Consider the following 13,855-nt stretch of genomic DNA (forward strand, 5'->3'; position numbering starts at 1 on the left):
GGCAATAAAGCCAAAATCATAAAATGAACCATTATCCCCGGCTCAAAATTCTTCATATTCTCAGCCAGCGGCCCGACTCAACAGGAAGCGGGGTATATCTCCAGGCAATGCTTCGGGAAGCGTCCAGGTGCGGACACGAGAATTACCTGGTCGCCGGCATTCAGTGCGACAGCCCCGTAGCGCTGGAAAATATCGAGGCGGGCAGCTGTCGCTATATAACCTTCGGCGAAACCGGGCGGCTGCCCTTTTCAATTGTGGGGATGAGCGATGTCATGCCCTATGACAGCGCCCGGTTCTGCGCCCTGTCAAAAGAAGAACTGGATTCCTACGAGGCCTCTTTTTCTCACCGGCTCACCGAGGCGGTGGAAGCGTTTGAACCGGATATCATCCATAGCCATCACCTGTGGATTGTCTCCTCTCTTACCCGTCGGCTGTTCCCGGACATTCCCATGGTCACGAACTGTCATGGTTCGGACCTCCGCCAGTTTCAAAACTGTCCGCATTTGCAGCAACGGGTCCTGTCCGGATGCCGCGGCTTGAATGCGGTGATGGCGCTTAGCGAAGCGCAAAAAAAGGAGATCATGGCGCTTTACGGAATTCCGCCGGAAACCATCCACGTGGTCGGCGCCGGTTATAACGAGAGCCTATTCATCCAAACGGCAAAAAGGGCAAGCCAGGCGGTTCAAATCGTCTATGCGGGGAAATTAAGCCGCGCCAAAGGGGTGCCGTGGATGCTGCGGGTGCTTTTCCAAATTGATGCAAAGCCATGGCACCTGCATCTGGTGGGCGGCGGCAGCGGTGCGGAGAAGGCCGAATGCCTGAGGATGGCTGAGCGCATGGGCGGACGGGTGACGGTCTACGGGGCGATTTCTCAGGAAACACTTGCCGGCCTCATGCGACGGTCGCATTTGTTCGTGCTGCCGTCCTTTTTTGAAGGGCTTCCCCTGGTGCTGCTGGAGGCCCTGGCGAGCGGCTGCCGGGTTGTAGCTACCGAACTGCCCGGAGTGGCGGAACTTTTAGGGGATGCGTGCTCGGTCGATTTTATCGATTTGGCGCCGGTGCCGCGACTGATCAATGTGGATGAGCCGGTCAGGGAAGACGAGGAAGTATTTGAGAAAAATCTGGAGAAAGCGCTTTTTCGGCAAATCACAGCTGCAAAGCAGCAGCCGGACATCGATTTCGCCCCAATCGAAGATCGACTCGCCGGCTTTTCATGGCCCGGTGTTTTCGAAAAGATTCAGAAGATTTACTATCAGGTATCTTTAGCTTGAACCGGCGGGCTTTTCGGCCGAATGCGAAGCGTCAAAAAGCCGTTGCAGTGCGGGGTGTTGAATGCTAAATTGCCGGCTTATTTATCCTATCGGTTCAGTTTTAAACTTAATTTTAAAATTCAGGAGAAAAACATTTTGCATACTGAAATTACCGTAAACGAGCTTGACACAGAGCGCTTTATCAAAGAAAAGGCAGAGGAGATTAAACGCACCGTAGGGGATGGATGGGCCATCAACGCCCTTTCAGGCGGCGTTGATTCGTCCACGGTCACGATGCTCGGGCACCGCGCCCTGGGTGATAAATTAAAGACGGTATTTATCGAGAACGGGCTGATGCGTGCGGGTGAAGCCGAACAGGTTGTTGGCTTTTTCCGCGACCTCGGAGTGCCGGTGGAAGTGGTTGACGCCCGCGATGAGTTTTTTGCGGCGCTAAAGGGGGTAACCGACCCGGAGGAGAAGCGCGAGGCCATCACCCGCACTTTCTACCGCGAGGTCTTCGGGCGCCTTGTGCGTGAAAGCGGGGCAAAGCACCTCATCCAGGGGACGATTCTTACCGATATTGATGAGACCGTGGCCGGGATCAAGCGGCAGCACAATGTGTTTGAACAATTGGGAATTGACCCCCAAGCGGCGTTCGGGTACAGCATCATCGAACCGTTGATTCAGCTTCGAAAGGACGGGGTCCGGAAGGTAGGCAAGGCGCTGGGGCTGCCCGAGGCGCTGTTTAATCGCATTCCTTTTCCGGGGCCGGCCCTTGCGGCCCGGGTCATCGGGGAGGCCACCCCGGAGCGCATCGAGACGGTTCAGAAGGCCACCGAGATTGTTGAGCGGCTTCTCTCAGATTGCGGGGCGTTCCAGTACATGGCCATCCTGCACGAGGACCGGGTGACCGGGATGCGCGACGGCCAGCGCGATTTCGGGCAGCAGATCGAAGTCCGCTGCTGGGAAAGCGTTGATGCGCGAACGGCCGCGCCGACCCGGCTTTCTTTCGACCTCCTTGAGCAGCTGGGGCAGGAAATTGCCGCCGAGGTGCCCGGCGTGGTCAGCGTTACCTACAATATCGCCTCCAAACCGCCGTCTACCATAGAGGCTGTTTAGTTGTAAGGGCTTTGAATCTGTCCTTCACATTATGGATATCCTCCAGGATCATATATCCGCAGGGGATCAAGAGCAGGGTGATCAATGTGGCAAACAGCACGCCAAAACCCAGGCTGATGGCCATCGGGATAAGGAACCGGGCCTGGATGCTTTTCTCAAGCATCATGGGGGTGAGTCCCCCAAAGGTGGTCAGTGAGGTCAGGATGACGGCCCGAAATCTGAGTTTGCCGCCTTCAATAACCGCATCATGGGCATTAAAGCCATCCTTTCTGAGGTCATTGACCCGGTGGATGAGCACCAGGGAGTCGTTAACCACCACACCGGAAAGCCCCACAATACCGAAGAGGCTTATGATACTGATATTAAATCCCATCAGCAGATGCCCGAGGATGGCGCCCACGACACCGAACGGAATGGCCGCCATCACGATAAAAGGCTGGGAAAAGGATTTAAACGGCACCGCCAGCAGCGCATAGATACAGAATATGGCGATGATGAAATATTTGCCGACATCACCGAGTACCTCTTTCTGCTCCTGGCCTTCGCCCTCGATGTTAAATCGCAGGCCGGCATAGCGGTTTTTAAGGGTCTGAAGGTAGTCGTTTTCCAGATACTGCCGGACCTCGTTGGCGTTGGTCACGTTTTCATTCACATCCGCAATCACCTTGATCACCCGGAGCCGCTGGGCGCGCTCAATCGAGGCATAGCCGCGTTCCATATTCACTTCGGCCACTTCGGAAAACGGAACTTCGCTCCCGTCCGGGGCCTGGATTCGCATCTCTTCGACGTTGCCCAGGGATTTCCGCTCCTCATCCGGGTACCGGACCAGGACCTTAACCTCGTTTTTGTCCCGCTGAAACCGCATGGCTTCGGCCCCGTAAAACGCATGCCGCACCTGGCGGGCCAGATCGGACAGCGTAAGGCCCAAACTCGCCGCATTGGGCTTTAATTTAAGTTGCATTTCCATTTTGCCGGGCATGTAGCTGTCGCTGATATCAAAGACCCCGGCAAAGCCCTCCAGTTCGTTTTTCAGCGCATCCGCCGCTTCAAGCAGCTGGTCATGGTTTTCAAGCGACAGGTGCACTTCTACCGGATTGCCCGCGCTGTGAATTTCGCTTTTAAATGTGATGGATTCCGCATCCGGAATCTTGCCGGCCCGGTCGCGCCACTCCCGGCTGAGTGCGGCCGAGCTGATATCGCGTTTTTCACCTTCCAAAAGCTGCACCCAGATCTGGGCTACATGCCCCCCGGATTCGCCGGCCCCACCCCGGCCGAACTGGGCACCGATAATTGAGGCGGTGTGATCCACGAGGGGCGGTGCATTTTCAGGCCGCATCTCATCCTTTTCAGCCAGCATCTTTTTGGCGGTTTCGGTTAAATGGTTGACCACCTCCATGGTGCGCTGCATCGGGGTGCCGGCCGGCATGGTGATCCGGCATTCCAGCACATCGCCTTCAACTTTCGGAAAAAAGGTAAACTTGATTTTACCGGCCGCCCATACACCGAAGGTGAGGAGCAGCGCGCAGAGCCCCAATGCCAGGGTGGCGTATCGCCATCGCACGCAGAACTCAACCAGCCGGCGATAGGGTTTTCGGATCACCCAGTTCAGCAGAAGCATCATCCGCTTGGGCCGGGCCCCGGTTTTCTGCACCGCCTTGCTGCGCGCCAGATGAGCGGGCAGGATAAACAGGGATTCCACCAGAGACCCCAGAAGAACGAGGATCACCACCAGCGGGATGTTCCGCATAAGGTTCCCCATGGTCCCGCCGGCCATCAAGAGGGGCCAGAATGCCACCATGGTGGTTAGCACGGAAAAAATCACCGGCCGGCCCACTTCCAGGGTGCCGTCCACCGACGCTCGCAGCCGCCCGACCCCGGCCTCCTGCTGGCGGAAGACGTTTTCGCCGACAATAATGGCGTCATCCACCACAATGCCCAGCACCATGATAAAGGCAAAAAGCGAGATCATGTTAAGGGAAACATCGTAATAGGGCAAAAGCATCATGCCAAAGGCGAAGCTGATGGGAATGCCTAAAGTCACCCAGAAAGCCAGCCGCACATTTAAGAATACGCCTAACAGCAGACTCACCAGCATCAGGCCAAGCACCATATTTTTGGTGAGCAGTTCGATGCGGCTTTTTAAAATGGTGGACATATCCTGGTAGTAGTCCGCCTGGATGCCGTGGGGCAGGGTAGGCTGGACCTTTTCCACGTAATCCCGCACTTTTTGGGCAACTTCAAGTGCGCTCTGATCCGCCACCCGATAGACATTGATAATGGCGCCGGGTTTTCCCTGAAACCTGGAATAGAGGTCCACGTCCGCAAAGCCTTCATTTAACTCGGCGATCTGGCCCAGGGTGATCCGGGTGCCGTCCGGCCGGGTGATGATGGGCACATCACGATATTCCCGGGCATAATACCGGCGGCCCTTGGTCCGGATCAGGACTTCGCCTTCTTCGGCATCAACGCTTCCGGCCGGCAGGTCCAGACTGCTGCGGGCCACCGCTTCAGCCACCGCGCCGAGGGTGAGGTTATATTTGCGAAGGGTTTTTTCAGAAATGTCCAGGTGAATTTCATTTTCCCGTATCGCAGCTATATCCGCCTGAGTAATCCCTTCAATGTTGGTGAGCTCATCTTTTACGGTTTGCGCGATATGCTTGATAGAGGTTTCCGGGACATTTCCGTAGATCGCCACGCTGATTACCTGCATGCGCCGGGTCACCTCCCGGACGATGGGTTCCTCGGCTTCCTCGGGCATGGTGGTAATCCGGTCGACCTCGGATTTCACCTCATCCAGAAGCTTTTTGATGTCCCATCCCTTCATCACCTCGATGGTCACGCTGCCCGAGCCTTCACGGGAGACGGAATCTATCCGCTTGATTCCTTCAAGCCCGGCCACGTTCTCTTCAATCCGCCGGACCACGCCTTCTTCCACTTCCGATGGCGAGGCGCCGGGATAGGCCACGCTGATGCTGATTCTATCCAGTTGGGTATCCGGAAATATTTCCAGCTTGATCCCGATGCCGGTCAGGATGCCTGCGATCAGAATAAAAAACATCAGCAGGTTGGCCGCTACGTGATTTTCGGCAAACCAGGCGATCGCTGTTTTCATGACTGCCCCCCGTTGTCTGCATTCACGTACCTGACTCGCATGCCGTCAGTAGGGGCTTTAAGCGGCGAGACGACGACGAGGTCAGATGGCTTGAGGCCGCTCTGGACGACCACGCCGCGCTCATCCATGCGGGCAATTTCAACATTTCTGAAATACAGCCGGTTTTCTTCCGGGTTGACCGCCCACACGGTATTTTTATCGTGCAGGGCTGCCCGCGGAATAACGGCTGCCTGGGTAATGGTGTTCCCGTCGATTTCGATTTCCACAAATTGCCCGACAGAAAGCGGGGGGCGGGTCGCATAGGGATCAGGCACCCGGATTACCACATTAACCATTCGGGTTTTGGCGTTGATTTTGCCTTCCACCCGATTCACCTGACCGCGCCACGTCCTTTCCCGGCCGGCTACATTAGCCCTCACTGTGGCTTTTGCGCCCCGGGCGTTGCCCTCCGTGAATCCGGGGATCGTAAACCAGTTCAAGTCTTCATTTTCCATGGGGACCACGATTTCCACCACATCCGTGGCATACAACGTGGCCATTGCCTGTCCCGTGGTGACATACTGCCCGATGTCCACCTGTTCGGAACTTACCCGGCCGTTAAACGGGGCTTTGATGGTGGTGCGCGCAAGGTTTAAGCTGGCTTTTTCCAGATTGGCCCGCCTGGCTTCAAGCCCGGCCCGGGCGGCGGAAAGCTGCGGCTCTCTGGCGACCAGGGGCGGGGGCGCCTCGCCGGGATGCATGCGCTCCCATTCTTGTCTGGCGGCCTCACTCTCCTGAACGGCCATTTCGTACTTGCTCTCCGCATCTTTTACCTCGGCTTCCGCCAGGGTCACGGCGATTTCATAATCCCGTGGCTCAATCGTTACCAGCAGGTCGCCTTTTTTAATGGTGCCGCCGTTTACCAGATTTTCAGATACCTGGATCACTTCCCCGCCGACCTGCGGGACAATCTGGCTCTCGGTCATGGCTTGCGCCGTGCCTTCGCCGGTAATGGTCATGTCAATTTCCCCCACGCGAATCGGTACGATCCGGACCAGGGGCAGGGGCACCTCCGGTTCCTGCCGGCCCAGCGCCTCTTTGCTTGATTTAAGGAGTTTGAATCCCATCACCCCGGTGCCGATAAAGGCAAGCGCCAGAACGACATGAATGATGATTCTTACTTTGTTTGACATAAAAGTTCACCTGTTATGAAATTAGAAATCAGATCCCGCACAATGGCATTAACTTTAGCTTTCCGCCACTGTCATTTCGAGGAACGACAGTGACGAGAAATCTAAAAAATTCTTGCACTGAAAAGATTTCTCGCTGGCGCTCGAAATGACAACTGAGCCGATTTTTATTTAAGTCAATTACATTTCCTTCGTATGCGCTTGTTTTGATCCATCGGCGCTTTCAAGGATATTGTCCCAGCCGCCGCCCAGGGCCCGGTATAGGGCGACCCGGTTGGTATAGATACCGTATTGCGCTTTAACCAGGCTGAGTTCCGCCTGAAAGCTTGCCTGTTGAGCATCCAGTACATTTAAGTAATCGGTAAGCCCCCGCTGGTATCGGTCCAACGCCGTCTCCAGCGTGGCGTCCGCCTCGTCGACGAATACCTGAAGCCGGCTGCGGCGCTCAATCTGCTGCTTTCGGGTTAAGAGCGCGCCTTCAACCTCGGCAAAGGCATTAAGGACCGTCTTGCCGTAAGCCGCCAGTTGTTTCTGATACCGGGCTTCCGCCGCCTGTTGGGCGGATTTTCTTTTGCCCGCGTCAAATGCCGGCTGAAAAAGACCCGAAGCAATTTTCCAAAGCTCGCTTTCCGGCTCAAACAGGGCATTCAGCTCGTTACTGGTATAGCCGAAGCTGGCGGTTAAATTGATCTGCGGAAACCGGTTCGCCTTTGCCACGCCGATTCTGGCAGATGCGGCTTTCAGGGCGGCTTCGGCAGACAGTATATCCGGCCGGCGGTTCAGCAGATCCGACGGCAGGCCGGCGGGTATCTCCGGGGGCAGCTTGAATTCAGCAGCTTCCGAGGTCTGCCCCGAAGATGTTGGGTAGCGCCCCTGAAGCACGGAAATCGCCTGTCTGGCCTTGCCAATGGCCTGCACCAGGGGCGGAATTTCCGCTTCGGATTGAGCCAGGCTTCTTCGGGCCTGCTGAACATCCAGGACCGAGGTCAGGCCACGACGGTACCGGGCTTCGACCAGCTCCAGGTTTTGATTATAGGTTTCCGTCAATTCCCTTGTGATGCGCAGCTGCTCCTTAAGGGATTGAATGTTGAAATACTGGGTGACCGCTTCCGCAATCAGGGATTGTATAATAGTCCGCCGGTTTTCATCGGCTGCCAGAAGATCCGCACGGGCTCCTTCCGTCGCGCGCGCCAGGCGCCCCCAGAGATCGACTTCAAATGAGGCGGGCAGGGTCAGGGAAAAAGAATCGGTTTTCACCGTGACGTTGTCTCCGCTCAGAGGGTCAACGATGGATTGCTGCTGGCGGGATGCATTGGCGTTAAGGTCGAGCGAGGGATACTGATCCGCCCGGGTCTGGCCGACCACGGCGCGGGCCTCCATCACACTGGCGGCCGCTTTTTGAATATCCGGGTTGCCGGCCACCACATTGGCCACCACGTGATTTAACCGTTGATCATCGAATTCTTCCCACCATCGGGAATTGGGCATATAGGGACGGATACCGCTATCTGACGTCTCATATTGCTGTAGCATCGCACTCACAGGTTCCGGGCGCTGATAATCCGGGCCCAGGGTCATGCAGCCGGCTGTGGTCAGGGCGAGCAGCATCATGGCGGCAGCAATTGGTTTCATGATATTATTTCTCCTCCATCAGCGAATTAAGTCCGTTCAGCGCAAAATTTCTGATGTGTTCGATCAGCATGGATTTAAATTCCTGGTTGTAATCCCGTCCCATTATCATTGAAACCGCGGGCCGGGCGAAGGTGAAATAAAGGGTCATGCCGATGATGCCGACGATGCTTAACCGCAGGCGTTCTTCATCGATATCCGCCGGCAGGTGGGGGCGGATCAGATCGCTTAGCTGCTGCTGGTAGGGCTTCATCACTTCCTCAACAACCATTTTAAGGGCATCACTGGGATGGGATAACTCCCGCTGCATCAGCTGAACATGCTGCTGGCGCTCTTCATCGTTTAACGGGCCATCCAGAAATGCCCGGGCCATAGCATCGACAACTTCATCAATGCCTGGATTCGGCTTATTTGCAATCTGTTTGAAAAAGTTTTCCCGCACACGCCGCGTGCGTTCCAGCCAGCGCTCCCGGAAAACCTCGAGATAGAGATTCATCTTGTTGCCGAAATGGTAATTGATGGCCGCCAGGTTGCTTTCGGCCGCACCGGTAATCTCGCGCACGCTGACTGCCTCAAACCCTTTTAGGGCAAACAGTCGTTCCGCCTGGTCCAGGATTCGCTCCCGGGTGTTGTCGATAGTGAGTTGTGTCATATTAAATTCTCATGTCAGGACTGTTTATTTTTTGGAAAAAATTAAATTCAAACGCTTGTATGAAACGAACGTTTGAGTGTCAAGAAGATTTTTTACCTTTAATCCCACTTTTCGTAAAGGGGGATTTAGGGGGATTTTTTCAATGCCACAATGCAAATCGCCCCCAATCTTTTCTTTTTCATTTGTCGGTGACTCGGGGTCATGATAGGATACGCGCGTTTTTCATTGATTGATCAAGGAGGATAAAATGGATCCGCTGGGAATCGTCGCAGCCATTGTACTGGCATTATTCTGTTTGGTCGGCCTGGTGCTAACGCCGCTGGGTTTGCCGGGGACATTCGTCATACTGGCCGGTGCACTGGTTTATAATCTGATTCAGTGGTCCATGGTGCTGAGTCTTACACTGCTGCTTATTCTGCTTGGCATTGCTCTTATCGGGGAGGTGCTGGAATACGTGTTGAGTGTCAAACTGGCCAGTCGCAGAGGATCTTCAAATCCTGCCATTTGGGGCGCTGTGATCGGCGGCATCGTCGGAGCCATTATCGGCACGCCCGTGCCGGTCATCGGCTCCCTAATCGGCCTTTTTATCGGGGTTTTTCTGGGGGCGTTCGGCGTCGAACTGGCGATCCGGAAAGATCTTTCCAAAGCTTTGAACTCTGCCATAGGGGCTTTTTACGGTAGAGTCGGGGCGATTCTGGTCAAGTCCCTGCTTGGCGTCGTGATGATTATCACGGTTTTTTCCGCTGTTTTTTAAGCCGAATATTTAATTCACCGCAATCATGTCTTCATTCTTCAATAAAAAAACCCGGTTTATTTGCAAAATAATTGGGCCGGGTTAAATTAATCGTATTCCAAAACCATTTATCCCGATCTATGCATTTGGTTTTTAACAATTCAAGGATTCAAAAGGAGAAGCAATGAGTAAAACAGAAAAGAATTTAATGGATGCGTTTGCCGGTGAATCCCAGGCCAACCGGAAGTATCTGGCGTTTGCCAAAAAAGCGGAGAAAGAGGGTCATGCCCAGGTTGCGAAATTGTTCCGCGCTGCAGCCGAGGCTGAAACCGTGCATGCCCACAGCCACCTGCGCACGCTGGGAGAGATCAAGTCGACCGCTGAAAACCTGGCGGCCGCGGTTTCCGGGGAAACGCACGAATTTAAAGAGATGTATCCGGAGATGATCACTGAAGCGGAGGAGGAGGGAAATAAAAATGCGGTCCGCAGCTTCCGTTTCGCCAACGAAGTGGAAAAGGTGCATGCGGAGCTCTACCAGAAGGCCCTGGACAACCTGGATGCAATGGCGGAAGTGGACTACTATGTATGCTCGGTCTGCGGCTATACCTGCGAAGCAGAACCCCCTGAAAAATGCCCGGTCTGCAACGCCAATCAGAATGCGTTTTTTAAGGTGGACTAGTAATGCTGATAATTAAAGGGCGCACTCAAGGGTGCGCCCAATGTTTCTTTTAACTCAATGTCCTTAGAATTCCATTTACCTCCTTCTCCCTCTGGGAGAAGGTCGGGATGAGGGTAAAAATGACTTGAGTTTATGGCACTATTCACCCCCATTGGCAAGTCAAGTGAAAGCTCGCCCACTTTTGGAGGAGCTTGCCGCGGACCGGAAAAAAGCATATATAAAAGGCAAATTCCATTAAGTTCCCTGTTCTTCAGATGATATGCATATTCATTTTTTCTATCGGCCTGGCCGCCTGCTCGGTGGTATCCAAAAATGTTCGCCAGGAAGCCGTAAGTATCTAAGTTAAAATAAAGTGTACAAATTTTATCCAGTATACATGACTTCCTGAGGCATTATTTTGTAATTCCATTCACCATGAAAACTCGCTCGCTCAATGTTTAGCTGAGCCATTTCATCATCACCAACTTTAAGACCTTTTTCATATTGCGTATCATCAATATCAGCCTCTATTTTCAGGCCTTTTTGGGTTGTGGTGTTTGAAATCAGATTGACTATAGTCCCAAGGCTATCTAATGGTCGTCCCCGCCAGTTCTTGCTCATAAAAGAAAACATTTGATGCTCGATTTTATTCCATTTGCTTGTCCCGGGCGGAAAATGACAAATACTGATCGTAATTCCCAATTCATTTACCAGAGACTGAACCTCTTTTTTCCACAAACGAACTCGGTAGCCGTTACTGCCACCGCCGTCTGCTGTGATCAGCAACCGGGTAGCGCCGGGATACCTGAAACAGCCCATTTCATTCCACCAACGCCGAATGCTTTCAACCGCAAATTGTGCTGTATCTCGACTTATACCGACGCTTACCCATCCCTCATTACGTGTCAAATCATAGATACCGTAAGGACAAGCTTTACCTTTCTCTTTGTCCGGAAAGTCATATGTGTTCACATCGGTTGGTTGCCCGGCGGGTTCCCACTCCATACCGGTGTTTTTATATTGGCCAATATTTTCTTTTTTCTTGGCATCGACTGAAATAACAGGCTGACCATCGCCTTGAAACTCTTTTACCTGCTCATATATAAAATTGAACTGTGCATCCCGATCCGGACTTTGTTTTCCCTCCTTAATTTTTCGATTGGCCTGCATACTGTAACCCATTTCCTGAAGCATCAAATACACAGTCTTCTGGGACACATTATGCCCTCTTTTACGAAGGGCTTCTGATAGTTTATAGGTACTTTTACAGGTCCATCTGAGAGGAGATTCCGGATCGCCTCTGGTAAGCGGATCTATTAGCATATCAAGGTCTTTAATCAATGCAGGATTTTTATCCACCAGACGCTTACGCCCACCCCCAGATTTACGTATGCGTTTTTTGCTTCCATCTGCTTTACCCGTCAGTTCCTTTTTTCCTTTTCCGATGGTCACACGTGACATACCTGTTGCCTGGCAAACAATGGTATCTCCTCCTCTGCCAATTGTATTGGCTTCTGATGCAGCCCATATCCTTTTGTCCTTTTCTGACAAATGAGCCGCCATCAACTCGAACCTTTTTTTCACCTGACTGATCAGATCTTCTTTCTGTTGAGTTTCCATACATTTGACTGTAGTATGGAAGTGAAACAAAAGTCAACATATTTGTATATTTTATTTTAACTTATTACCTAAGCGATGTTGTATTTAAAGCGTTAACAGCGCAAACCGATCAATATGTCGGGAAAACCGTCATTCTTGGCGGCTATATTGTCAACGTGACCAATCGACCAAAACAGACCCGCTTAACCGTGCTGCAAGCCCCCCTTGATTTTCAGGATCATCCCAAATCCAGGGAACAGTCAAAAGGCCGGTTCCTTGTGGTAACAGACGAATTCCTTGATCCGATGGTTTATGAGAAAGGGCGGAAAATCACAGTTGCCGGCATTGTAACTGGCCGGGAAAAAGTGAAAATTGATGAATATGGGTTTTCGATGGTAAAAATCCGTTCAACTGAACTGCACCTGTGGGACGAACCAAAGTATCCGTATCACTATTATGATCCGCATTATCCCTGGACGGATAATTACTATCATTTCTGGTGGCATTACCCCTATCGCTGGTGATGGGGCTTTATATCAATACGGCTCATGGCCGAGCCGGACTTGGGTCAGCATTTTATCAATCATCCGGATATGTTTTTGCTCCTCATCCCTCAGCTTTTCCAAAAGTTCTCTGAGCCCATCGATCCGGCAATCTGCGGCCAGTCTTGAATAAAATTCATAGGCCTGACGTTCTCGGCCCCGGGCGGCTTCGAGTATTTCCGTCGGTGTTTTTGGCGCGGTTTGTATCATTGTAACTATCTTTCATTCTTTCATTTGAATGGAGGGCAATGAATTAAAAAAATCCTGCATTGCTCATTCTATTCTTTAAACCTAACCCGGCCCGGAAAAATTGCAAACATTGGAGAAACATAAGTCTGGCTGTGTCTGTCTGGCACAGAAAAATTAAAACAAGAAAAAAAATGATGGAAAGATTTTTTTTAAAAGTATAAAATCCAAATCTTTTTTAAAAAGCCGGTTGTAGTATTGGCCAATGATTAATGCGGGGACAGTATGCATCATTTAAATCCCGAGGAACTCAAAGAGTTAAAAATTTTCAGCACACTGCTGCCGGATGAATGGACCGAGGTTTATCCCCTTCTAAACCGTCTGAAAATACTCGAGGGCGAGCAGCTGATCCGAAAGGGAACGCGGGCGCACACTTTTTTTGTGATTCTATACGGGCATTTCATGGTTCACTATCCGGATGGCCGGGCGCTTACCATTAACAAAAGGGGCGATATTATCGGCTGGTCTTCAGTGATCAGCCCGTTCCGGTATACCGCAGATGTGACCGCACTGACCGAAGCGGAGGTGTTGTCCATTCCGGGCGCCAGATTCCTGGAGCTTTTGCAGAGCAATGCGGAGCTTGGCGACAAGCTGGTGAAAACCATAAATAAGCTGGTTCATAATCGTCAGTCAATTGATTAAGCCATAAATCTATCGAATTATTTCAGAGGGAATTGATAAATGACAGGTCTTGACGCCATAGTCCATCATAACGGATTTGCCATGGCTGCGGTGGGCATCACCATTGTTTTTATGGCCCTGGTGACCCTGTCTCTGATTATCTCACAGCTCCATAAGCTCCTGCTTATCTGGGATGATCGGCGTACATATTTTAAAAAAGTTCGCCATGTTTTCTCGAGTGCAAAGCCGACCGAGGCCAGATCGCCGCAGGTGGATGAAGAAATCTTAGGATTACACTATTTTGATGACATCCGTGAGTCTTCCAGACAGTTCCGGATCCTCATCCAGGCCATGGGCGAGCCCTTTTCCCTGCCGGAATTAATTCGGATTGCCCAGTCTTTTGGTATCGAACATGCGTATTCAACGGTCAGCCATTTAATCGCAAGCAACTTCATTGTCCCGGATGGCAAGGGATTTTTCTGCTGGAATCAGAACGCCGACCAAAGCCTTTCAAAACGGAGCTGA

The 13,855-nt window shown here is 52.2% G+C and carries 13 protein-coding genes; 7 read left to right on the top strand and 6 right to left on the bottom strand.

Annotation, left to right across the window (positions count from 1 at the left end):
- Positions 1-23 precede the first annotated feature (23 nt).
- Positions 24-1,271: a glycosyltransferase family 4 protein gene (locus U5L07_01375; GenBank protein MDZ7830381.1), complete on the top strand. Its 1,248-nt coding sequence runs from the start codon at positions 24-26 to the stop codon at positions 1,269-1,271.
- Between the two features lie 135 nt (positions 1,272-1,406).
- A complete protein-coding gene (locus U5L07_01380; protein ID MDZ7830382.1) occupies positions 1,407-2,369 on the top strand; it encodes an asparagine synthase-related protein in 963 nt (320 codons plus the stop codon).
- On the opposite strand, the gene U5L07_01385 is transcribed toward U5L07_01380, so the two are convergent.
- The 4 genes from U5L07_01385 to U5L07_01400 form a co-directional block, all read right to left on the bottom strand.
- On the bottom strand, positions 2,350-5,481 hold the full coding sequence (locus tag U5L07_01385; GenBank protein ID MDZ7830383.1) for an efflux RND transporter permease subunit: 3,132 nt from the start codon (positions 5,479-5,481) through the stop codon (positions 2,350-2,352). The two genes, U5L07_01380 and U5L07_01385, sit on opposite strands and share 20 nt — an antisense overlap.
- Entirely contained in the window at positions 5,478-6,653 is a 1,176-nt protein-coding gene (locus U5L07_01390; protein ID MDZ7830384.1) for an efflux RND transporter periplasmic adaptor subunit, read from the bottom strand. The genes U5L07_01385 and U5L07_01390 overlap by 4 nt, the downstream gene beginning before the upstream one ends.
- A gap of 177 nt (positions 6,654-6,830) precedes the next feature.
- Complete coding sequence (locus tag U5L07_01395) at positions 6,831-8,282, bottom strand: efflux transporter outer membrane subunit (protein ID MDZ7830385.1); 1,452 nt, start codon at positions 8,280-8,282, stop codon at positions 6,831-6,833.
- Positions 8,283-8,286: 4 nt separating this feature from the next.
- The gene (locus tag U5L07_01400; GenBank protein MDZ7830386.1) at positions 8,287-8,931 is read right to left on the bottom strand and encodes a CerR family C-terminal domain-containing protein; all 645 of its coding nucleotides are present in this window, start codon (positions 8,929-8,931) and stop codon (positions 8,287-8,289) included.
- Between the two features lie 247 nt (positions 8,932-9,178).
- Between U5L07_01400 and U5L07_01405 the strand changes: the two genes are divergently transcribed.
- Together U5L07_01405 and U5L07_01410 are read left to right on the top strand one after the other, a co-directional pair.
- The gene (locus tag U5L07_01405) at positions 9,179-9,685 is read left to right on the top strand and encodes a DUF456 domain-containing protein (protein ID MDZ7830387.1); all 507 of its coding nucleotides are present in this window, start codon (positions 9,179-9,181) and stop codon (positions 9,683-9,685) included.
- Between the two features lie 163 nt (positions 9,686-9,848).
- On the top strand, positions 9,849-10,343 hold the full coding sequence (locus U5L07_01410) for a rubrerythrin family protein (GenBank protein MDZ7830388.1): 495 nt from the start codon (positions 9,849-9,851) through the stop codon (positions 10,341-10,343).
- Positions 10,344-10,706: 363 nt separating this feature from the next.
- Here U5L07_01410 and U5L07_01415 read toward each other — a convergent pair whose 3' ends face one another.
- Positions 10,707-11,942: an ISAzo13 family transposase gene (locus tag U5L07_01415; GenBank protein ID MDZ7830389.1), complete on the bottom strand. Its 1,236-nt coding sequence runs from the start codon at positions 11,940-11,942 to the stop codon at positions 10,707-10,709.
- A 53-nt stretch (positions 11,943-11,995) separates the two neighbouring features.
- On the opposite strand from U5L07_01415, the gene U5L07_01420 reads away from it, so the two are divergent.
- A complete protein-coding gene (locus U5L07_01420; protein MDZ7830390.1) occupies positions 11,996-12,445 on the top strand; it encodes a Slp family lipoprotein in 450 nt (149 codons plus the stop codon).
- 12 nt (positions 12,446-12,457) lie between these two features.
- Here U5L07_01420 and U5L07_01425 read toward each other — a convergent pair whose 3' ends face one another.
- Positions 12,458-12,673: a ferritin family protein gene (locus tag U5L07_01425; protein MDZ7830391.1), complete on the bottom strand. Its 216-nt coding sequence runs from the start codon at positions 12,671-12,673 to the stop codon at positions 12,458-12,460.
- Between the two features lie 261 nt (positions 12,674-12,934).
- Here U5L07_01425 and U5L07_01430 point away from each other — a divergent pair, with 261 nt between their 5' ends.
- Positions 12,935-13,351 (top strand): cyclic nucleotide-binding domain-containing protein, encoded by a 417-nt coding sequence (locus tag U5L07_01430; GenBank protein MDZ7830392.1) that lies wholly within the window; start codon positions 12,935-12,937, stop codon positions 13,349-13,351.
- A gap of 39 nt (positions 13,352-13,390) precedes the next feature.
- The gene (locus tag U5L07_01435) at positions 13,391-13,855 is read left to right on the top strand and encodes an OadG family protein (protein MDZ7830393.1); all 465 of its coding nucleotides are present in this window, start codon (positions 13,391-13,393) and stop codon (positions 13,853-13,855) included.

This window comes from Desulfobacterales bacterium, from assembly GCA_034520365.1.
Lineage (GTDB): Bacteria > Desulfobacterota > Desulfobacteria > Desulfobacterales > Desulfosalsimonadaceae > M55B175.